The sequence below is a fragment of the Blautia sp. aa_0143 genome (assembly GCF_004167315.1).
GTDB lineage: Bacteria > Bacillota > Clostridia > Lachnospirales > Lachnospiraceae > Blautia_A > Blautia_A fusiformis.
This window is the reverse complement of record NZ_RCXU01000001.1, coordinates 41,875-63,612: the sequence shown is the minus strand read 5'-3', so window position 1 is coordinate 63,612 and position 21,738 is coordinate 41,875. Positions and strand designations below refer to the sequence as shown.

At 44.7% G+C, this 21,738-nt stretch carries 20 protein-coding genes and 1 other RNA gene; 6 read left to right on the top strand and 15 right to left on the bottom strand.

Annotated elements, in window-relative coordinates; translation table 11 throughout:
• Positions 1–14: 14 nt before the first annotated feature.
• The 9 genes from gltX to EAI83_RS00220 form a co-directional block, all read right to left on the bottom strand.
• Positions 15–1,469 carry a glutamate--tRNA ligase gene (gltX, locus tag EAI83_RS00260; RefSeq protein WP_015524432.1) on the bottom strand — a complete coding sequence of 485 codons (1,455 nt, stop codon included), beginning with the start codon at positions 1,467–1,469 and terminating at the stop codon, positions 15–17.
• Positions 1,470–1,642: 173 nt separating this feature from the next.
• Positions 1,643–1,876 carry an acyl carrier protein gene (acpP, locus tag EAI83_RS00255; RefSeq protein ID WP_015524431.1) on the bottom strand — a complete coding sequence of 78 codons (234 nt, stop codon included), beginning with the start codon at positions 1,874–1,876 and terminating at the stop codon, positions 1,643–1,645.
• A 141-nt stretch (positions 1,877–2,017) separates the two neighbouring features.
• On the bottom strand, positions 2,018–3,178 hold the full coding sequence (locus EAI83_RS00250) for an FtsW/RodA/SpoVE family cell cycle protein (protein ID WP_092070471.1): 1,161 nt from the start codon (positions 3,176–3,178) through the stop codon (positions 2,018–2,020).
• A gap of 116 nt (positions 3,179–3,294) precedes the next feature.
• Positions 3,295–3,640, bottom strand: a transfer-messenger RNA (tmRNA) gene (ssrA, locus tag EAI83_RS00245).
• Positions 3,641–3,900: 260 nt separating this feature from the next.
• Positions 3,901–4,458 (bottom strand): elongation factor P, encoded by a 558-nt coding sequence (gene efp / locus EAI83_RS00240; protein ID WP_015524430.1) that lies wholly within the window; start codon positions 4,456–4,458, stop codon positions 3,901–3,903.
• 86 nt (positions 4,459–4,544) lie between these two features.
• Positions 4,545–5,054: a shikimate kinase gene (locus tag EAI83_RS00235; protein ID WP_015524429.1), complete on the bottom strand. Its 510-nt coding sequence runs from the start codon at positions 5,052–5,054 to the stop codon at positions 4,545–4,547.
• Positions 5,051–5,557 (bottom strand): YqeG family HAD IIIA-type phosphatase, encoded by a 507-nt coding sequence (locus EAI83_RS00230; protein WP_110103007.1) that lies wholly within the window; start codon positions 5,555–5,557, stop codon positions 5,051–5,053. The genes EAI83_RS00235 and EAI83_RS00230 overlap by 4 nt, the downstream gene beginning before the upstream one ends.
• A gap of 21 nt (positions 5,558–5,578) precedes the next feature.
• Positions 5,579–6,940, bottom strand: a complete 1,362-nt coding sequence (locus EAI83_RS00225; protein ID WP_129974431.1) for a citrate/2-methylcitrate synthase — start codon at positions 6,938–6,940, stop codon at positions 5,579–5,581.
• Positions 6,941–7,187: 247 nt separating this feature from the next.
• Positions 7,188–8,405: an aminotransferase class I/II-fold pyridoxal phosphate-dependent enzyme gene (locus EAI83_RS00220; RefSeq protein WP_129974430.1), complete on the bottom strand. Its 1,218-nt coding sequence runs from the start codon at positions 8,403–8,405 to the stop codon at positions 7,188–7,190.
• A 220-nt stretch (positions 8,406–8,625) separates the two neighbouring features.
• On the opposite strand from EAI83_RS00220, the gene gdhA reads away from it, so the two are divergent.
• On the top strand, positions 8,626–9,960 hold the full coding sequence (gene gdhA / locus EAI83_RS00215; RefSeq protein ID WP_015524425.1) for an NADP-specific glutamate dehydrogenase: 1,335 nt from the start codon (positions 8,626–8,628) through the stop codon (positions 9,958–9,960).
• A 256-nt stretch (positions 9,961–10,216) separates the two neighbouring features.
• Here gdhA and nrdR read toward each other — a convergent pair whose 3' ends face one another.
• Positions 10,217–10,666: a transcriptional regulator NrdR gene (nrdR, locus tag EAI83_RS00210; RefSeq protein WP_021976805.1), complete on the bottom strand. Its 450-nt coding sequence runs from the start codon at positions 10,664–10,666 to the stop codon at positions 10,217–10,219.
• A 138-nt stretch (positions 10,667–10,804) separates the two neighbouring features.
• On the opposite strand from nrdR, the gene EAI83_RS00205 reads away from it, so the two are divergent.
• Positions 10,805–11,059, top strand: a complete 255-nt coding sequence (locus EAI83_RS00205; RefSeq protein ID WP_015524424.1) for a YlmC/YmxH family sporulation protein — start codon at positions 10,805–10,807, stop codon at positions 11,057–11,059.
• A 113-nt stretch (positions 11,060–11,172) separates the two neighbouring features.
• Positions 11,173–11,952 (top strand): RNA polymerase sporulation sigma factor SigG, encoded by a 780-nt coding sequence (gene sigG, locus EAI83_RS00200; RefSeq protein ID WP_015524423.1) that lies wholly within the window; start codon positions 11,173–11,175, stop codon positions 11,950–11,952.
• A 64-nt stretch (positions 11,953–12,016) separates the two neighbouring features.
• On the opposite strand, the gene pap is transcribed toward sigG, so the two are convergent.
• Positions 12,017–13,489, bottom strand: a complete 1,473-nt coding sequence (pap, locus tag EAI83_RS00195; RefSeq protein ID WP_129974468.1) for a polyphosphate:AMP phosphotransferase — start codon at positions 13,487–13,489, stop codon at positions 12,017–12,019.
• Between the two features lie 269 nt (positions 13,490–13,758).
• On the opposite strand from pap, the gene EAI83_RS00190 reads away from it, so the two are divergent.
• Positions 13,759–14,127, top strand: coding sequence for a hypothetical protein (locus EAI83_RS00190; RefSeq protein WP_015524421.1), 369 nt, complete (start codon positions 13,759–13,761; stop codon positions 14,125–14,127).
• 20 nt (positions 14,128–14,147) lie between these two features.
• Here EAI83_RS00190 and EAI83_RS00185 read toward each other — a convergent pair whose 3' ends face one another.
• Positions 14,148–15,329, bottom strand: coding sequence for an ATP-binding protein (locus EAI83_RS00185; RefSeq protein WP_092070442.1), 1,182 nt, complete (start codon positions 15,327–15,329; stop codon positions 14,148–14,150).
• A 214-nt stretch (positions 15,330–15,543) separates the two neighbouring features.
• On the opposite strand from EAI83_RS00185, the gene EAI83_RS00180 reads away from it, so the two are divergent.
• Together EAI83_RS00180 and eutJ are read left to right on the top strand one after the other, a co-directional pair.
• Complete coding sequence (locus EAI83_RS00180) at positions 15,544–17,676, top strand: glycogen debranching protein (RefSeq protein ID WP_059085473.1); 2,133 nt, start codon at positions 15,544–15,546, stop codon at positions 17,674–17,676.
• Between the two features lie 59 nt (positions 17,677–17,735).
• Positions 17,736–18,560: an ethanolamine utilization protein EutJ gene (gene eutJ / locus EAI83_RS00175; protein WP_059085472.1), complete on the top strand. Its 825-nt coding sequence runs from the start codon at positions 17,736–17,738 to the stop codon at positions 18,558–18,560.
• On the opposite strand, the gene rlmD is transcribed toward eutJ, so the two are convergent.
• From rlmD to iolE, 3 genes are all read right to left on the bottom strand, one after another.
• Positions 18,557–19,729 carry a 23S rRNA (uracil(1939)-C(5))-methyltransferase RlmD gene (gene rlmD, locus EAI83_RS00170; RefSeq protein ID WP_059085471.1) on the bottom strand — a complete coding sequence of 391 codons (1,173 nt, stop codon included), beginning with the start codon at positions 19,727–19,729 and terminating at the stop codon, positions 18,557–18,559. The two genes, eutJ and rlmD, sit on opposite strands and share 4 nt — an antisense overlap.
• A gap of 102 nt (positions 19,730–19,831) precedes the next feature.
• Positions 19,832–20,677: a class II fructose-bisphosphate aldolase gene (locus EAI83_RS00165; protein WP_015524416.1), complete on the bottom strand. Its 846-nt coding sequence runs from the start codon at positions 20,675–20,677 to the stop codon at positions 19,832–19,834.
• 157 nt (positions 20,678–20,834) lie between these two features.
• Positions 20,835–21,734, bottom strand: coding sequence for a myo-inosose-2 dehydratase (gene iolE, locus EAI83_RS00160; RefSeq protein ID WP_022426918.1), 900 nt, complete (start codon positions 21,732–21,734; stop codon positions 20,835–20,837).
• Positions 21,735–21,738 lie beyond the last annotated feature (4 nt).

The following is a 21,738-nucleotide window of genomic DNA, read 5'->3' as shown; positions in this document are numbered from 1 at the left end:
TATCGATCACACTCTTATTTATTTTCAAGCTTTTCGATTGCTGCATGTACACGTTTCAGTGTCTCTTCCTTGCCAATGATCTCCATGATCTCTGTTGCACCGGCCGGTGTCATCTGCTTGCCGGATACTGCTGTACGAAGCGGCCACATAACATAACCATTCTTATATCCGTGCTCCTTTACAAAAGCGCTTAAAGATGCATACAGCGGATCATTGGTATAATCCTCCTGTGCTTCCAGTACCGGAAGCACTTCCTTGAGAACTGCAAGAGAAGTCTCCTCTGTTGTTTTCATCTTTTTGTGGCGGTACATCGCACTGTCATACTCCGGAACTGCCTCAAAGAAATCTACAAGCTCCGGAATATCCGGGAATACTTCAATTCTGGTCTGAACCATTCCTGCAATCTTCTTAAGATCAAAGTCTTTTTTCAGAACTTCTTTCAGATACGGAAGTGCTCTCTCATAGAATGCCTCCGGATCCATCTTCTTGATATACTCACCATTCATCCATTTCAGCTTGGCAATGTCAAAAACTGCCGGTGATTTGTTGATATGATGATAATCAAATGCCTCCACAAGCTCCGGAAGAGAAAAGATCTCACGGTTGTCTGCCGGGCTCCATCCAAGGAGTGCAACATAGTTGATCACTGCCTCTGTCACAAATCCCTGATCGATCAGATCTTCATAGGAAGAATGTCCACATCTCTTGGAAAGCTTCTGATGTGTCTCGTCTGTGATCAGCGGACAGTGAACATAGGTCGGGATTTCCCATCCGAATGCCTCATAAATACGATTATACTTCGGTGAAGAGGAAAGGTATTCGTTACCTCTTACAACATGTGTGATTCCCATAAGGTGATCATCAATTACATTTGCGAAGTTGTAGGTCGGATAACCGTCAGATTTGATCAGGATCAAATCCTCCATCTCCTCATTGTTAACGGTGATATCTCCGTAAATAACATCATGGAATGTAGTGGTTCCCTCTGTTGGCATATTAAAGCGGATAACATGCGGCTCACCTGCATCCAGACGGCGCTGAACCTCTTCCTTGGAAAGATGGAGACATCTCTTGTCATAAATAGAGATTTCCTTACCCGCAACAGTACGTTTCATGCTTTCCAGCTCTTCCTTGCCGCAGAAGCAGTAATATGCATCTCCCTGCTCAATAAGCTGTTTGGCATATTTCAGATACATGCCTGTTGCCTGACGCTCGCTCTGTACATACGGGCCAAATCCGCCATCCTTGTCCGGTCCCTCATCATGGAGAAGTCCTGTTTTCTCAAGAGTACGGTAGATGATATCTACAGCTCCCTCCACATAACGTTCCTGGTCTGTATCTTCAATACGGAGGATAAAATCTCCGCCTTCATGTTTTGTGATCAAATAAGCATAAAGAGCTGTTCTTAAATTACCCACATGCATTCTTCCTGTAGGGCTCGGTGCAAATCTTGTTCTGATCTTTGTCATTTCTTTTCTCCTCGTTTTTGTTGTTTCTCTTTATAGGTGCTATTATATACCCAAATCCTTCAAAATGTCCATAGGTTTTCCGGCGGAATACCCTGCCATCCCTCTCATGTATCTTCGCATATACAAAAAAATCCTCTGAGACACTGTCGTCCCAGAGGATCCTAGATTTCTGCTTATGCTTCTACGCCTTTGTTCTTAAGATAATCGATCACATCTCCAACTGTGTTCAGATCTGTAAGCTCCTCTGCCGGGATCTCAACATTGTACTCATCCTCAAGAGCCATGACCAGTTCAAACAGGTCAAGAGAATCTGCACCAAGATCATCCTTGAAAGATGTCTCCGGTGTGATTGTAGATGCCTCACAATTTAACTGCTCTGCAAGCATTTCTTTCATTTTTTCTAACATGTCTTATTCTCTCCTTTAATCGTTACAGATCGAATCTGTTTCCTCTTTTTGAGCAAAGTATATAGTCTGCAAAAACAGTTGTCAAGAGGATTTTCCCAAAAAATGGCTCCAGAGCAAAAATATTTTGATTTTAAAACTATTTTACTCTTGAAATTTTATCTGACGGGCCACGCTGAGAGCTATTGCCATCTCCAGCATCAGGAACACAATGGACGTTCCTCCGTAACTGATAAAGGGCAAGGTGACACCTGTATTGGGCATCAGATTCAGTACAACGGCAATGTTAAGGATCACCTGCAGCGCAATATGTATAAAAATCCCGGTAACGATCAGTGAGCCAAACAGATCCGGTGCATTCTGCGCAATAAAAAACAACCTGTACAAAAGATATCCGAACAGGATCAGTACAAAAATCCCTCCGAAAATTCCAAGCTCCTCACAGATAATGGAAAAGATCATATCATTTTGTGCTTCCGGAACACTTCCAAGCTTCTGGATACTATTTCCAAGCCCGCGGCCAAAAAGCCCTCCGGAGCCAATGGCATACAATGCCTGCAGCGTCTGATAACCGCCTTCATCGGAATATTTCTCAGGCTGAAGCCATACAAGTACTCGCATAACACGGAAGCTGTCACTATTCTTGGTCGTCGCAACCAGAAAAAGTACTCCGATCACAATAAGGATCACTCCTGCCGCTGCCACAGCAATAAACGGACGCATATCCGGATGTGCCACAAACACCATTCCAACTGTTATTCCCAAAATGATCATGGCTGTACTCAGGTTATCTGTAAGTATATAAGCCGCAAGCGCAAGTCCTGCCCCCGGAAGTCCCAGGATCATACAGCTCTTTAAAGTTTTCACCTTTCGTCCCATTTTTCCGATCATGTAAGCCATCATGATAATAACCGCGATCTTTGCCAGCTCGGCAGGCTGAAAGTTGATCGGTCCGATATACAGCCATCTGGTAGCACCATGAGAGGAATGTCCCAGCGGAGTCCGCACAAGTCCCATAAGGATCAGCGAAGCCACATACAACGCAGTTGTAAAAGGAAGAAGGATATGATAATCCAGTATTTTTGAAATAAATAACGCTCCGATCAGACATGCTGCACTGATCAGTGCCTGTTTCTTAAAATAAAACATATCGTTGCCATAATTCACTTCTGCCATATATGAACTGGTGCTGTAAAGCATGACCAGTCCAAAGCACACCAGCAGTACAATAACAGCTACCAGATTATAATCATAATAATCAGATTTCTTATTCTGCTTTTTTCTGTTAAGCAGAGTTTTTTTCATTCTATCACCATCGCTTTCTGTATCTGCGAAGAATTTCCTGATATCCACGAGTAATAAAGAAAGTAAAAAAAATTCCCGGAAAGCCGCATAAATGCTGTCTTTCCGGGACGTTCCATAAATGGACCTGAGGGGAATCGAACCCCTGTCCGAAAGCCTATCCCTTAAGGCATCTCCCATCACAGTCGCTGATTTAACATTCCCTCAGCAGTACGCCCACCGACAGGCTTACTGCTTCAGTAGCTTCATGATACATCTACCGGGGCAAAGCTTACCCGGCAAGGTTTCTCACATGGTCGACGCCAGATTCCCGATGTGTGAGTGCAACGGGGCTGACGAGCAGCTTAGGCTGCTAACGCTAACTTTTCGTCTGCGTTTATATTTAGTTCCCGGTTGGTACGCAGTCCAGGAGTCTGCGGATGGCTTCCCTAACTTCAAAGCCCCCGTCGAAACCAGTACAAGCCCTTAAAAGACTTCTGTGACAGGATCATTTCCGGTCATCTCTGGTGGACAGACGAACTTCTTAGTCAGTTTTTTGACTGGGTTTAATTATACCAGAATGATTTTTCGTGTCAAGGATATTTCAAAAAAAGTCCAGACTGTACAGTTTTTCTTACCTGTACAGTCTGGAATATGCATTCAAACTTTGGTATTTTAAATACTGTCAAAATGATCTTTTAATTTTATGGCACAAAAAAACCCGCTTACGCGGGTTTTTTGCTGCATTATACACGTGAGAGATACTCACCTGTTCTTGTATCGATCTTCAGTTTGTCGCCCTGGTTTACGAACAGAGGAACCTGAACCTGTGCACCTGTCTCAACAGTTGCCGGTTTGGTAGCACCCTGTGCTGTATTTCCTGCGAATCCTGGCTCTGTCTCAATAACCTCAAGCTCTACAAAAAGAGGTGGCTCGATTGCGAATACCTCTCCGTTATGAGAGCAAACCTTAACCATCTCATTATCCTTAACAAATTTCAGAGAATCGCCAACCTGCTCCTCTGTAAGACCAACCTGATCATATGTCTCTGTATTCATGAAGTAGTATAAACCACCATCCTGATACAGATACTGCATATCTACACGCTCAATACGTGCTGCCGGGAATTTCTCTGTAGGGCGGAAGGATTTCTCTACTACAGAGCCTGTGATAATGTTCTTGTATTTTGTTCTTACAAAGGCTGCGCCTTTTCCTGGTTTTACATGCTGGAATTCAACGATCTGACATACGTTTCCATCAATTTCAAGTGTGATACCATTTTTGAAATCACCTGCTGAAATCATAAATATTTCCTCCTTAATATATGCGGTTCTTTTTCGCTATGGATTATTCTATAATACCTTTTGCCATTTTTCAACTGTTTTTTTGTTTAAGCCTTCAATTTTTCTTCAATTTCTGCGATCAGCTCATCAAAAGGCTTCACTCCTGTGACAACTTTAATGTCCGCAAACTTCTCATAAACCGGATCTCTCTGTTTCAGAAGTTTCTTGATCTTCTCTTCTTTATTCTCAGTTCCTTCCAATGTGGGATTGTTACTTCCTTCCAGACGTTTGATCAACGTTGCAGCAGATCCCTTCAGATAGATGATCGTTCCCATACTCTGGAGATATTTCTGGTTCTGCTCCTGAAGAGGCAATCCCGCACTTACAGAGATTACCTTCCGTTCGCTGTCTGTGGACAGTTCCTTGACTGCCATAGTCTCCAGCGCACGGTAAAATGCTTCTCCAAAGCGTTCAAATACCTCCTTTACTGACATGTTCATTTTTTTCACGATCAGTCTGTCCACGTCAATAAACGGAAGCCCCAGGTCCTTCGCCAGTCTCTTTCCAACTCGTGTCTTTCCTGAACCCATAAAGCCGATGATTACAATATGGTTCATGAATTCTTTCCCTCCTCTTTTTGGTAAAAATGTAATACTATTTTTTCCAGATATCGCTTCAGTACGATCTGGATCTCCTCTTTTGGATGAATCGGTTTCACAAGGATCGTCCGGATCCCTGCTCTCTTTGCTCCATAAATATCCGTAAACAACTGATCTCCTATAAAGATCGTCCTGTCAAGATCGATTCCGATCACCTGGCAGGCTTTTTTATAATTTTTCACAGCCGGTTTATGGGCATTTTCTATAAAATCCCCCTCTACTGCTTTGGCAAAGGGCTCCACACGAGGTTTCTGGTTATTGGATACAAAGCAGTATCGAAACCCGAGAGCCCTCAGCTTTTCAAACAGTTTCTTTGCCCGGTCATCTGCCGGTGCACCGTGGGGAACAATGGTATTATCGATATCAAAGAGCAGCCCTCTGTATCCTTCTCTGTAAAGCTTCTCATAATCGATCCCATACGCAGAATCCAGATATTCATCCGGAAAAAAGCATCTGAACATCTATTCCACCTCAGTCCTTTCCTATCGCTCGCAAAGAGGAATATACTCTGCTTCCGGAAGGACATTCTTATATGCGGGACGGATGATCTTATCCACATTGATAAGCTCTTCCATACGATGTGCGCTCCAGCCTACGATACGTGCAATAGCAAACATCGGTGTGTAAAGCTCCAGCGGCAGATCCAGCATGCTGTAAACAAATCCGCTGTAAAAATCCACATTGGCACTGACACCCTTATAGATCTTACGCTCCTCTGCGATAACCTTTGGTGCAAGACGCTCTACTGCAGCATACAGCTGATAATCCTTCATTCTGCCCTTTTCTCTTGCAAGCTGTTCCACATAGCCTTTAAAGACTTCTGCACGTGGATCTGAAACAGAATAGATCGCATGTCCCATACCATAGATCAGTCCACGTTTATCAAAGGCCTCTTTATGAAGAAGCTTCTTAAGGTATGCACTGATCTCCTCTTCATCACTGTAGTCATGTACGTGTTTACGCATATCGTTAAACATTTTTACGACTTTGATGTTGGCACCGCCGTGTTTCGGGCCTTTCAGAGAACCTAGTGCTGCCGCGATCGCAGAATACGTATCTGTCCCGGAAGAGGAAACCACATGTGTAGTAAAAGTAGAGTTATTACCACCGCCATGCTCCATATGAAGGATCAGAGCAATATCAAGGATCTCTGCCTCCAGTGCCGTATACTTCTTATCCGGTCTTAACAGACGCAGGATATTCTCAGCTGTGGAAAGCTCCTTTTTAGGCTGATGGATATAAAGACTCTCGCCTTTCTCATAGTGGTTATAGGCCTGATATGCATAAACAGATAACAGCGGGAAAACGCTGATCAGGTTGATACACTGACGGAGCACATTCTCCAGTTCAATATTATCCGGGTCTTTGTCGTAGGAATAAAGTGTCAGCACGCTTCTTGACAGAGCGTTCATAATATCTCTGGATGGTGCCTTCATAATGACATCCCTTACAAAATTCCGCGGAAGCATACGCTGGTTCGCAAGAATCCCGGAAAATCCATTCAGTTCTTCCTGATCCGGAAGCTTTCCGAAAAGAAGCAGATAGGTTACTTCCTCAAAACCGAAGCGCCGGTCATTGATAAAACCATTTGTCAGATCCTTAATGTCATACCCGCGATAAGAAAGCTTACCTGCGCAGGGAACCTCTTTTCCGTCCACGATCTTCGTTGCCTGGACATTGGAGATCTGGGTCAGTCCTGCAAGGACACCCTTTCCATTCAGGTCACGCAAGCCTCGCTTGACATCGTATTTGCCATATAAAGACAGATCCAGTTTGTCATTCTCACGACAGATCTGGGTAAGTTTCTCAATCTCAGGTGTCACTTTCATGTTGAATTTGCTCATCAGTTATTTCCCCTTTCGATTTCTGTTTTATTGCTGTTCGATAACGGTCCCTCCTCATTCCCCTCTCAAGCAATTCTGGTCTTATTTGTATATCCCGGCGTAGCTGGCCGGGATATTTCAGATATATTATAACATTTTTTTCGGTTCCGGTCTATGCCGAAAATATAACCGAATATCTGCTTTACAGTTTATCGGTTATGAGCAGGCAGCGAATGCGGATCGCAAATCTCCTCTTGTCTATCTGCGATCAGACCTGCTTATATGTAGCAAAGAACTCTTTCATCTTCTTCATTGCCTTGTCAAGCTGGCGTATATCCGGCAGATAAACAATACGGAAGTGATCCGGCTGATTCCAGTTGAAGCCCTTGCCCGGAACAACAAGCACCTGTTTCTCATGAAGAAAATCCAAAGCAAACTGTTCATCATTGAAAATATTGAATTTCTCAGTATCGATCTTCGGGAATATATAAAATGCCGCATGTGGTTTTACAACGGAAATTCCCGGAATATCATTCAGTGCCTTGTAAATAAAGTCTCTCTGCTCATAAACACGTCCGCCCGGCTGCGTATATTCATTGACACTCTGATATCCGCCAAGTGCAGTCTGTACAATGGACTGTGCCGGAACATTTGAACAGAGACGCATGGAAGAGAGCATATTGATTCCCTCTATATAACCCTTCGCCTTACTTTTTGCACCACTTAAAATCATCCATCCGATGCGGAAACCTGCGATCATATGAGACTTGGACAATCCTGAAAATGTTACACAGAACACATCGGGTGCAAGGGATGCAATCGATGTATGTTTATATCCATCCATAACAAGACGGTCATAGATCTCATCAGAAAAGATGATCAGCTCATTTTCTCTTGCAATGTCTGCAATCTGTTCCAGGATCTCCTTCGGATATACTGCACCTGTAGGGTTATTGGGATTGATGATAACGATCGCCTTGGTCCTTGGTGTGATCTTGCTCTTGATATCCTCAATATCCGGATACCAGTCAGACTGTTCGTCACAGATATAATGAACTACATTTCCGCCTGCCAGTGTTGCAGTAGCTGTCCACAGCGGATAATCCGGAGCCGGGATCAGGATCTCATCTCCGTTATCAAGTAACGCCTGCATACAAAGGTTGATCAGTTCACTGACACCATTTCCCGTATAAATATCATTAATGGTAACTCCCGGGATCCCGCGAAGCTGTGCATACTGCATGATCGCTTTTCTTGCAGAAAAAATGCCCTTGGAATCGGAATATCCCTGGGAAGTACGAACATTACTCAGCATATCCAGGATCACTTCCTGAGGTGCTGAAAACCCAAATGGATACGGATTACCAATATTCAGCTTCAGAATCTCCATTCCATCTTCTTCCATTCTGGCAGCCTCATCCACAACCGGTCCGCGCACATCGTACAGCACGTTGTCAAGCTTTGATGATTTCCCGAATGTTCTCATAAAAACCACTCCTCTTCTAATTTTCACTATTATTTAACCATTTTAATTTCATAGTCAAAAAATATTTATTCTATATCATCTCACATTTAGGCTTTCAACGCAAGAAATAAAAATTTAAAAAAAATAAATTTAGCACTTCCCTTTTTTAGCATGTTAATGTATAATAGCACTCGAATTTAGTTTTCAACGCAATTTAATATGTGATGAGGAGGAAACAATAATGTCTTACACAGAAGAAGTTTATGAAAGAGTTGTAGCACAGAATCCTGGCGAGCCAGAATTCCATCAGGCAGTTAAGGAAGTTCTCGATTCCCTTAAAGTCGTAATTGACAAAAATGAGGAAGAGTATCGTAAACTTTCTATCCTTGAGCGTCTTGTAGAGCCAGAGAGGATCATCTCCTTCAAAGTACCGTGGATCGATGATAACGGAACTGTACAGGTTAACAAGGGATATCGTGTTCAGTTCAACAGCGCCATCGGACCATACAAAGGCGGCTTAAGATTCCATCCTTCTGTAAATCAGGGTATCCTGAAATTCCTTGGTTTTGAGCAGACCTTTAAAAACTCTCTTACAGGCCTTCCGATCGGCGGTGGAAAAGGTGGCTCCAACTTCGATCCTAAGGGTAAATCTGACAGAGAGGTTATGGCATTCTGCCAGAGCTTTATGACAGAGCTTTGCAAATATATCGGCGCAGATACAGATGTTCCGGCTGGTGACATCGGTGTCGGCGGACGTGAGATCGGTTATCTCTTCGGACAGTATAAGAGAATCCGTGGCCTTTATGAGGGTGTCCTTACAGGAAAGGGTCTTTCCTTCGGAGGTTCCCTGATCCGTACAGAGGCTACCGGTTACGGTGTTGTATACATGCTCAACGAGATTGCCAAAGCTCACAATGATTCTGTAGAAGGAAAAACAATCGTTGTAACAGGTTCCGGTAATGTAGCTATTTACGCTGTTGAGAAAGCTACTCAGCTTGGTGCCAAGGTTGTTGCAATGAACGACTCCAACGGATATGTCTACGATCCGAACGGAATCAACCTTGACGTCGTAAAGGATATCAAAGAAGTAAAACGTGGACGTATCAAAGAATATGCAGACCGTGTTGAGGGTGCTACCTACACTGAGGGACTTGGCATCTGGAATATCAAATGTGATATCTACCTTCCATGCGCTACTCAGAACGAGCTTGGTCTTGACGGAGCTAAAACACTGGTTGCAAATGGCTGCAAATACGTCGTTGAAGGTGCAAACATGCCTACTACTCTTGATGCAACAACATACCTTCAGGAGAACGGTGTTCTCTTCATGCCTGGTAAAGCCGCAAACGCTGGCGGTGTTGCCACATCTGCACTTGAGATGAGCCAGAACTCCATGAGACTTTCCTGGACAAGAGAAGAGGTTGATGAGAAACTCCACAACATCATGATCGATATCTTCCACAAAGCTGATGACGCTGCTAAACGTTACGGTATGGAAGACAACTATGTTGTAGGTGCAAACATCGCCGGCTTCGAAAAAGTTGTTGACGCTATGAAAGCTCAGGGTATTGTTTAATTAAGTTTCCTGAATCATTAATGTATATTTATAGCAGGGACCGCAGAGGATTTTTCCCAGGCGGTTCCTGTTTTTTTGTATCCACTTTTACGATCTCTGAAAAATCGAACATTCATGTGTAAAGCGGACATTCGCAATCCGCTTCGCTACTTGCTCATGAACGCAGTCGCTTCGCGATCTGCGTTCAAAAAAGGCCGGTTGTCTTTTGACAATCGGCCTGAAATCTCCTGCATTTGCGGTCTATTCATTTAATCTCTTAATTGATCAGCTTCTTCAGCTCATCCATAAAGGTACTGACATCTTTAAACTCTCTGTATACAGACGCAAAGCGTACATACGCCACCGCATCCAGATCCTTCAGATGCTCCATAACGATCTCTCCGATCTTGGTACTGCTGATCTCACGGTCTTCTGACCGGAAAATATCTCCTTCTATGGAATCGATCATCTCTTCCACTCTCTCAATGGGAATGGGGCGCTTATAGCAGGCACGAAGAACACCATCCTGGATCTTGGAACGTTTATAGCTTTCCCGGTTCTGATCCTTCTTGATCACAGTCAGCGGAATCGTTTCCACCTTCTCATAAGTTGTAAAACGCTTTCCGCAGGCATCACAGAGACGGCGGCGGCGGATGGAATTGGTATCCTCTACAGGTCTGGAATCTACAACTCTTGTATTATCCTGGTTACAGAACGGACATCTCACGGAACTCTCCCCCTTTCCGGATCAGTAAATCATTACTAAATTCGTTTTTATTATAAAATAAATGCACATAATGTGTCAACAATCGGACTTGCATAAATTTTACAGATTTTCCATAAAATCATACCAGGTGATGAATTTATGCGCATCTGTGAGCTGAAACAAAAAGAAGTGATCAATATCCATACCTGCCGCAGTCTTGGCTGCCCTCTTGATGTGGAATTCTGCTGTGAAACCGCACGTCTGAAAGCCCTGATCATGCCGGAACCGGGAAAATTTTGCTGGTGTTTTTCCAAAGAAAATGAATATTCCATTCCATGGGACTGCATCCGCCAGATCGGCGAAGATATCATCCTTGTTGATTTCCGTAATGAAAAACTGCTGTCCGGAGAATAAATACCTCCTTATTGTCAAGGCCCTTTATTTTTTATATTTTCCCTGAAAAAGTATATTTCAACCGCCCTCTGAGAATCATCTTAATGTACTGACAAGACAAGGAGGATTCTAAGATGGCACTGAATAAAGTTGAAATCTGCGGAGTAAATACCTCAACCCTTCCCGTTCTCGATCAGGAAGAAAAGGCGGAGCTCTTTAAAAGAATCAAAGCTGGCGATGAAGAAGCCAGGGAATTGTACATCAAAGGCAATCTGCGGCTTGTTTTAAGCGTGATCCGGCGTTTTCAGAACAGCAGTGAAAATCCGGATGACCTTTTTCAGATCGGCTGCATCGGCCTGATCAAAGCGATCGATAATTTCGACACCACTCTTCAGGTAAAATTTTCCACCTATGCAGTTCCCATGATCATCGGAGAGATCCGAAGATATCTCCGTGATAACAACAGCATACGGGTCAGCCGTTCTCTGCGGGATATCGCTTACAAAACCATCTATACCCGGGAAAACTATATGCGGCAGCATCTCAAAGAGCCTACCATTGCAGAAATCGCTGATGAGATCGGTATCGACAAGGAAATGATCGTCTATGCCATGGATGCGATCCAGAGCCCGGTAAGCCTTTTTGAGCCCGTGTATTCCGAAGGCGGAGATACCCTATATGTTATGGATCAGATCAGTGATAAAAAGAACCTGGAAGAAAACTGGGTGGAGGATATTTCTCTTCGAGATGCCATGAACCGGCTTGGAGAGCGTGAACGTCACATTATCGATCTCCGCTTCTACGAGGGAAAAACCCAAATGGAGGTAGCTGATGAGATTGGTATCTCCCAGGCTCAGGTCAGCCGACTGGAAAAACATGCTCTTCGCAGTATGCGAAACTATCTCCGGAATTGATTCATCTCTCTTCAGACAAAAAGCTGCAGCAGAATATCTGTTATCCTGCCGCAGCTTTTATCTCTTATTTCAGCGCTTTCTCAATTTCTTCGATCACGATCCGAAGCGCCTTCAGCCTTGCATATTTCTTATCTACGGATTCCAGAATGTGCCATGGTGCATAAGCAGTGCTGGTTTTCTGAAGCATCTCATCTACTGCTGTTTCATACTGATCCCATTTTTCACGGTTTCTCCAGTCCTCATCCGTGATCTTCCACTGTTTTTCCGGATTGCTCTGGCGGTCGTTGAACCTGGCAAGCTGGGTGTCCTTATCAATGTGGACCCAGAATTTCACGATCACAGCGCCCCAGTCAGAAAGCTCCTTCTCAAATTCATTGATCTCATTGTAGGCACGTCTCCAGTCATTCTCGCTGCAGAAGCCCTCCAGACGTTCTACCATCACTCTTCCGTACCACGTCCGGTCAAAGATGGCAATGTGACCATCCTTGGGAAGCCTTGTCCAGAAACGCCACAGATAATGACGGGCTTTTTCATGAGGCTCCGGACTTGCGATAGGATGTACCTCAAATCCACGGGGATCAAGAGCCTCCGTGATCCTCTTGATATTTCCTCCCTTTCCGGCAGCATCCCAGCCTTCATAGGTGATGATCACAGGCACTCTTTTTCGGTAAAGACGGTTATGCAGGCTTCCAAGCTTTGCCTGCAGTTCCTTAAGCTCTGCCTTGTATTCTTCATCCCCCACTTCTTTTCCATCCAGAGGAATCTCGCTTAATCTGGGCATCTCCACCAGAGGAAAAACATTCTGCAGGATCGGCACGGCATGTTTGCTGTTTTCCATGGCAACCTCTATATTGCTGATCATGGTTTCCAGCACCTGCAGTTCTGCCCACTTCCGGTCACCGGCATCGACAATATACCATGGAGCCGCAGATGTATTGGTATCCTGCATATACTGGTCAAAAATCTTTCTGCACTTCTTATAATGATCATTCTGCCAGAGATCATATTCATTGACTCTCCATCTGGTATCCTTGCTTTCCAGAAGAATGCCCATACGTTTTTCTTGTTCTTTCCGGTCGATCTGCATAAAAAATTTCAGGAGCACATATCCATTATCCGTCAGCTGACGTTCAAATCTCCGGATACTGTCAATCCGTTTTACATAATTGTCACCCTTCAGCTTTTTATCCATACGTTCACGACAGGTCTGGTCCATCCATCCTGAATCCAGAAATGTAAACTTGCCCGCTTCCGGGATTTCCCTGAAATATCGGTAAAGAAATGGTTTCCGAAGGTCTTCCTCTGTAGGCGCTGACATAGTCGCAACTTTGAAGAAACGAGGATCGATATTCTTGATCACCTTGCTTATGGTACTTCCTTTTCCGGAAGCTCCCCAGCCTTCAAACAACACGATCACCGGAATCTTATGCTCTTTCAGAGCCATCTGCAATTCATATAATCTGGTTCTTGCAGCGCTTAAACGCACTTTGATATCCTCTTTTTCCGGAATCTGTTCCGGGTTCCAGTTTTTCAACATCTGCATCGTCCTTCCTTGAATTTTTTGAATATTCATATTATACCACAGAAGATCTTATTTTACGATAATTTTTACATAATTTTAACCTTTAGCCTCACAAAAGCAAACAAATTGCACAACAAAAATCATTCATAAGCATCGAAAATCTTTTTAACCTCTTGACATTTTTGTCGCCGCTTCATACAATAGACGCTGATTGTTATTTTTTTAACTTCATAAAAAAGCAGTGCCTGAAAACTGTTGAAATAATAAAGATCAAGGAGCCGATCATGAAACTCACAGAAAAACTTCTGCAGAAAATGGAACAGAAAAAAGAACTCTATGGCGATGGCATCATCATGCCGGACGGGGATTACCGTCTGATCCAGGATGGACACTTAAAAACTCTCATGTCCCTTCTTCCATATACAGAAAACGAAATCTGGAAAATGATCCCCGATGATGATTCCGCACTTTTCTGGCTGGTAGAAAAAACAAGCTGCGTACTGACCGATGTCAATTCCACGATCGGAATGAAGATGACCCCCGCACAGCAGAAAACCTACGAAGCACTTTCCAGTCGCGGGATCATCTCTGATGAATATTATGATCTTACCAAACAGCGGGAAAAAGTAAAAGCTGCCCGGGCTAACGCCTGAGCAGCTTTTATTTATATCTGTCAGTCCTCATACCCTTCCAGAAAAGAATGTTTCACTCCATCTTTTTTGTATGCGATAACTGTATGAAGATTAACATTTTCCACACTTCGGAAAATATTACTTTCTACATGTGGATTTACCTTCTTAAGTTCTGCGATCAGATTCTTGATCTCCATTCTCTTGGAAACACTGGTACCATCTGTACGGCAGGTAGTACAGGTATCGGTAAATTTACATGCACACTGGATAAAATGAAGGTCATTATAATCTCTCCAGTGTTTGATATCTGCCTCCCGGATCAGATACATAGGACGGATCAGCTGCATTCCCTCAAAATTTGTACTATGGAGCTTCGGCATCATAGTCTGTACCTGCGCTCCGTAAAGCATTCCCATCAGGATCGTCTCGATCACATCATCATAGTGATGTCCAAGAGCGATCTTGTTGCAGCCAAGCTCCTTTGCCTTGCTGTAAAGATAGCCCCTTCTCATACGGGCACAGAGATAGCATGGGGATTTTTCTATATTATAAACCGCATCGAAGATCTCAGTCTCAAACACTGTGATCGGAATCCCGAGAAGCCTGGCATTGTGCTCGATCACCGCACGGTTTGCCTCATTATATCCCGGATCCATCACAAGAAACACCAGTTCAAAGGGAAACTTGTTATGACGCTTCAGTTCCTGGAACAGTTTGGCCATCAGCATGGAATCCTTACCACCGGAAATACAGACTGCTATCTTATCTCCCGGCTTCACCAGCTCATAATCGTTGATTCCCCTGGCAAATCTGGAAAACAGCTGCTTATGGAACTTTTTGCGGATACTCAGCTCGATATCCTTCCGCCGCTGTTCCATTGCATCATTTTCCTCTTCTTCACTGTTCTCTTTACCGGATTCTTTCTGCATCTGCTGAAAAAGCCATCCTGTATATCCACCTTTCAGGCTCAGTGCGGGAATTCCTTTTTCCCGGAGCATCTCTGCACCCTCCTGGCTGAAAAGCCCTCTTGTACAGTAAAGGACCGGTATCTTATCCCCCCTCAGTTCTTCTGCCCGCTCTTCCAGTTCCTGTTCCGGAACAGAGATTGCTCCCGGGATCATTCCATATTCTACAGTTACTTTATCACGGGTATCTATCAGAAGATATTTCCCCCGTTCTTTCTCTATCTGGTCAAAAGAAATCTCCAGTGTTTCTTCATTCATACTGCTATTATTCCTTTCCTTACATTTTCAAAGTTTCTGGTTCATATTGTAAGCCTTCCCGTCAAAAACCTCAAGAAGATTTTCCCGAAGGTTCCCGCGTTATTGGAATGCTGCTGTTCACTTTGTTCTCAACAACCCAGCCTGTACTTTTTTCTGAAAATCAGTTATAATATTTTTGTTTGTAAAAAAATTTTCACCAAGGAGGATACCGGAAATGAAAACACAGAATCAGACTATGCTCTCTGAGAATACACTGACATCCCGGCCCACAGATATTATTGCGGGATTTCCTGTACGTCCCGGGTTTTTTGAATTAAATGGCGCTACTCCTCTTTCCAACGGAGTCAACTTTACCGCACATACCCGCCACGGTACATCCTGCGAGCTTCTTCTTTTCCACTCCGGAGAAGAGGAACCCTTCGCAGTCCTTCCTTTTCCCAATGCCTGTCGTATCGGTGATGTCTACTCCATGATCGTCATGGGACTGGACATCGAAGATCTGGAGTACGGCTACCACATTGACGGTCCTTACGAACCGGAAAAGGGTCACATCTTCGATAAGACAAAGGTTCTTCTTGATCCTTATGCCAAAGCCGTTGCCGGTCAGCGTGAATGGGGCCAGCAAAAGATCGGAAGCTATCATGCCCGTGTGGTACGTGATTCCTTTGACTGGGAAGACATGCCGCAGTCCACCCGTAAGATCAGTGACCTGATCATCTATGAGCTTCACGTCCGCGGCTTTACACAGGATTCTTCTTCCGGTGTTATGCACCCGGGAACCTTTGCCGGTCTTCGTGAAAAGATCCCTTATCTCAAGGAACTGGGGATCAACGCCGTAGAGCTGATGCCGATCTTCGAGTTCGACGAGAATATGAATGCCCGTACTGTAAATGGCAAACGGCTTCTGGAATACTGGGGATACAATTCTGTCAACTTCTTTTCTCCAAACACCAGCTATGCTTCCAAGCCGGAGCATAACTGTGAGGGAACTGAGCTGAAAGAGCTGATCCGTGAGCTCCACGAAAATGGCATCGAAGTAATTCTTGATGTTGTATTCAATCATACCGCCGAAGGAAACGAGCTGGGAAAAACCTTCTGCTTTAAGGGCTTTGACAATAAGGTTTATTATATGCTGACTCCAGAGGGAAATTACTACAATTTCAGCGGATGTGGAAATACTCTGAACTGTAACCATCCCATTGTACGTCAGATGATCCTTGAATGCTTACGTTACTGGACCATCAACTACCGTGTGGACGGCTTCCGCTTCGATCTTGCCAGCATTCTCGGACGCCATGAGGACGGTTCTCCACTTAACAATCCGCCCCTTCTGGAGCTCCTTGCTTACGATCCGGTCCTTAGAAATGTCAAACTGATCGCAGAAGCCTGGGATGCCGGCGGGCTGTATCAGGTTGGTTCTTTCCCTGCCAGCCGCAGATGGGCTGAATGGAATGGCCGTTACCGTGACTGCCTCCGTTCCTTCCTGAAGGGAGATTTCTGGAATGCCTGGGACGCTGCATGGAGTATTTCCGGTTCCGGTGATCTGTACGGAGGCTTTTATTCTGATCATAATGACAATTATGCAGGATACAATTCCTGTGTCAATTTCCTTACCTGCCACGATGGCTTCACCATGTATGATCTTTATTCCTACAATGAAAAACACAATGAAGCAAACGGCTGGAATAACACCGACGGTTCCAACGATAACCGCAGCTGGAACTGTGGAGAAGAGGGCGATTCCACCAACCCCGAAGTGCTTTCCCTCCGCTTCCGCATGATACGAAATGCCTGTGCTGTACTGATGTCCAGCCGCGGAACCCCGATGTTCCTTGCAGGTGATGAATTCGGAAACACAAAACACGGAAATAACAATACCTACTGTCAGGATAACGAAACCTCATGGATCAACTGGAAGCTTCTGGAGAAAAATCACGATCTTTTTGAATTTTTCAAATTTATGATCCGGTTCCGTAAAGACCACCCTGTTATCTCCCGGAAGCTTCCCAACGCAGTATGCGGTATGGAAAATATCCACACCCATAACATTGACGCAAGGGATGTGACCATTCCAAGAGATGCCCACACCTTCGCTGTAAGCTTTGCAGGCTATGATAAGAGCAAAGGCACCGATGACCTGATCTACATTGTGATCAACGCATACTGGGAGGACGTGACGGTCACACTTCCGGAGCTTGCCCGTCCCGGTGCATGGTATCTCTGTGTCAACACGTTCGGTGACGGAAATGGCCGTTATTTCTACGAAAAAGGCCAGGAGCCACGCATTGAACACGATTTCTGCATGCGGCCCAGATCCGTTGCCATCTTTACCGGCCGCAATTATTAGAATTTATATCAGGGGCAAAATTCTTTTTGTCCCTGTCTGAAAGAAATGGAGTATTTTGAATGGAATTAAAAAACAGAACTTTGTCCAATTTTGCAGAACTTGTAGAAACAGGTGAATGTAAAAAATTCCGCGGTCGTCTGAAGACAGGCATCGACCTTGGTACTGCCAATACCGTTCTTGCCGTTGTCGATCGGAATAACCGTCCCATAGCCGGAATTTCCGCACCATCCCATGCGATCCAGGATGGAGTGATCGTCAATTACTATGAATCTGTCCAGCTTGTGACAAAGCTTAAAAATGAGCTGGAGGAAAGGCTTGGCACAGAACTTATTTACGGTGCTGCTGCCATCCCTCCAGGAGTTTCTGAGGGCAGTGTCAAAAGCATCGGCTATGTTCTGGAGGGTGCCGGTTTCGAGGTTACAAATATCGTGGACGAGCCTACTGCCGCAGCTGCTGTCCTTAAGATCACAGACGGTGCTGTTGTGGATGTGGGTGGCGGCACAACCGGTATCAGCATCCTGAAAGACGGAAAAGTTATCTATACCGATGATGAGGCTACTGGCGGCAGCCATATGACCATGACAGTCGCCGGTCACTATAAGATCCCTTATGAGGAAGCCGAAGTATTGAAAACTACTCCGGAAAAAGAAGACGAAATTTTCCCTGTGATCAAGGCCACTGTAGAAAAAATGGCTGTGATCACCGAGAAATTTCTAAAGGGCTATCAGGTTCCGGCTGTTTATGTAGTTGGCGGTTCTTCCATGTTTAAGGAATTTACTACCGTTTTTGAAAAGAGGCTGAAGCTTCCGGTATACCGTCCGGTCCATCCGCTTCTTGTTACGCCCCTTGGCATCGCATATCATTGTGAGCTGCCAAAAATCTAAGCTCTTCCCGGTCTGGTCCTACGATTCTCCAGAAGGCAAACAACCTCCACTGAATCGGTGAGCGGGAACATATCAACCGGCTGCATCTTCTTTACCAGGTAATCTCTCTTAGTAAGGCAGGCAAGATCTCTTGCCAGGGTTTCCGGGTTGCAGGATACATAAACAATTTTTTCCGGTGAAAGAGTCAAAAGGGAGTGAAGGAATTTACGGTCACTTCCGGAACGTGGCGGATCCATGAGAACAACCTCCACCTTCTCTCCCTCTGCTGCCATTCCTTCCATAAACCATCCTGCATCTCCCGGAACAAAACGAACATTACGGATCTTGTTTTCCCTGGCATTCATTCTGGCATCACGGATAGCATCACGGTTCAGTTCTACACCAATGACATCCCTGGCATTCCCGGAAGCGATGATCCCGATAGTACCTGTGCCGCAGTAAGCATCGATCACCCTCTCTTTTCCTGTCATTGCCGCAAACTCCATAGCCTTTCCGTAAAGTACTTCTGTCTGCACAGGATTTACCTGATAAAAAGAAGATGGAGAAATACGGAAGGTCAGTCCCATAAGTCGATCTTTGATGAATCCCGGTCCGTAAAGTACGATATTGCGGTCTCCAAGTACCATGCTTGTCTGTCTGTCATTGACATTGAGAACCACCGTAGTGATCTCCGGATGCTCTTTACGGAGAGCTTTTACAAAGTTATTCTTAGATGGAAATATTGGAGAAACCGTAACTAATACCACCATGATCTCTCCTGTGGAAAAGCCTCTCCGCACAAGCACATGGCGGAGAAGTCCATATCCTGTATCCTCATCATAGGTCTTGATCTTAAAGGATTTCAGCATACCACGTATGGTACGGATGATCTCCTGACTTTTTTTATCTTCGATCATACAGTCATCTACGGAAACGATCCTATGACTCTTCTCCTCATAAATCCCGGAAATTACGTTTCCCTTCCGGTCACGGCCAAAAGCTGCATGAACTTTGTTTCTGTAATAATAGGGATCTTCCATTCCAATGATCGGCTCTACTTTTCCGAATTTTTTCAGAAGGCCTTCTGTAATTCTCTGTTTCCTGCGAAGCTGCTCCTGGTAGGATACACCCTGATAACGGCAACCGCCGCATTTCTTCGCAACTGAACAGACAGTCTCTTTCTGTTCCATTTTTATCTCTCCTCTTTTATGGGCACAAAAAAGATGTTCCCAGTTATTTTCACTGAGAACATCTTATCAGACCTTTTCTTTTTTTACAAGAAAATCCTTGGCCTACTCCTGATATGGCTCATTAAATACAAGAATATGTCTCTTCACATTCTCGTAAGTACCCTGGACCATAGCCTCATTGAGGTCAAAGAAATTATGCTTGTCTGTTGATTCCATATATTTCTCCACATGAGCTGTCAGGCTGTTAAAGCTTGCTGTGGCAATATTCACCTTACGGATGCCAAGAGAGATCGCCCTCTGGAAATCTTTATCAGTGATACCACTGCCGCCATGAAGAACCAGCGGAATATCCACTTTCTCATGGATCTTCTCCAATACATCAAAAGCAAGCGTCGGCGCTACCGGATAATTACCATGGGCATTACCGATGGCAACTGCAAGCGCATCAATACCTGTCTCTCTTGCGTAAACGACCGCATCATCCGGATCTGTGCAGCGGATACCGTGGTCACAGCTTCCATCCTCACTTCCGCCCACAAGTCCCAGCTCAGCCTCAACTGTAGCACCGTATTTACGTGCTTTCTCCACAACGGCCTTTACTCTGGCGATGTTTTCCTCAAAAGGAAGCGTAGAAGCATCCAGCATAACCGATGTAAAGCCAAGCTCCAGAGCCTTGTCAACCGTCTCAAAAGTAAGACCATGATCCAGATGGACAGCCACATCCACCTTAGCCTCCTTTGCAGCCTGTACCATCATCGGTCCCATCAGGTGAAGCGGAGAATTTTTCAAACGCACCTCCGCGATCTGAAGGATGATCGGAGTATCCAGTTCTTCTGCTGCGCGGATCGCACCTCTTACCATTTCCATATTACCAACACTGAAAGCACCGCAGCCAATATTTTTCTCTTCGGCACGTCTCAGCAGATCTTTCATTTTCACAAGTGCCATGATTTGGCCCTCCTGTCCTGTTTATCGTACACTGTTTGCATCTTACAGAAAAAAGCGGTGTCAAAGCACTACTGGCTGATACCGCTTTTTCTATGCAAAGCGGACATCTTTATTCCGCTTAACTGTACATCAGCATGCACCTATTTCCCTGTCGTAATTATAAGCCTGTCTTCTCAGCAATGAATTTTCTTGCACGGATCGCATACTCAAGCGGATTAGCCTTAGCCGGATCCTGCTCAGCCTCAACAACCATATATCCTTCGTAGCCTGCATCCTCGAGAACCTTGAAGATCGGATCATAGTTGATGCATCCATCTCCCGGAATCGTGAAGGCACCGGCTCTTACGCCTGCAAGGAAGCTCATGTTTTCTTTCTTAACCTGCTCAACAACTTCCGGACGGATATCCTTCAGATGAACATGTTTGATCCTGTGAACATATTTCTTTACAACCTCAAGAGGATCCTCTCCACAGTATGTAAAGTGACCGGTGTCAAAAAGAAGACTTACATATTCAGGATCTGTATTCTCCATCATACGGTCAACCTCAGCAAGGCTCTGTACAACAGTACCCATATGATGATGGAAAGTAAGAGCAATACCATACTCCTCTTTTGCGATCTTACCAAGCTTGTTCATGCCTGTGCAGAAGGTATCCCACTCTTCGTCATTCATCTCATATTTATGTCCGAAAACCGGAGTATCCATCTGGCCCTGAACACTGTAGCTCTGCTCAGATGCGCCGATCACTTTCGCACCCATAGCTTTCAGGAAAGCAAGCTGTGCACGGAACTCCTTCTCAACCTCCTCAAACGGTTTGGTGATCAGGAAGCTTGAGAACCACTGGTTACAGATCTCAACACCACGAAGTTCAAGAGCCTTCTTAAGAACCTCAGGATCCTTCGGATACTTGTTACCCACCTCGGAGCCTGTGAAACCGGCAAGAGCCATCTCACTGACGCACTGCTCAAAAGTATTCTCTTTGCCAAGATCCGGCATATCATCATTTGTCCATGCAATTGGTGCAATACCAAGCTTTACTTTATTCTTATCAAACATTGGT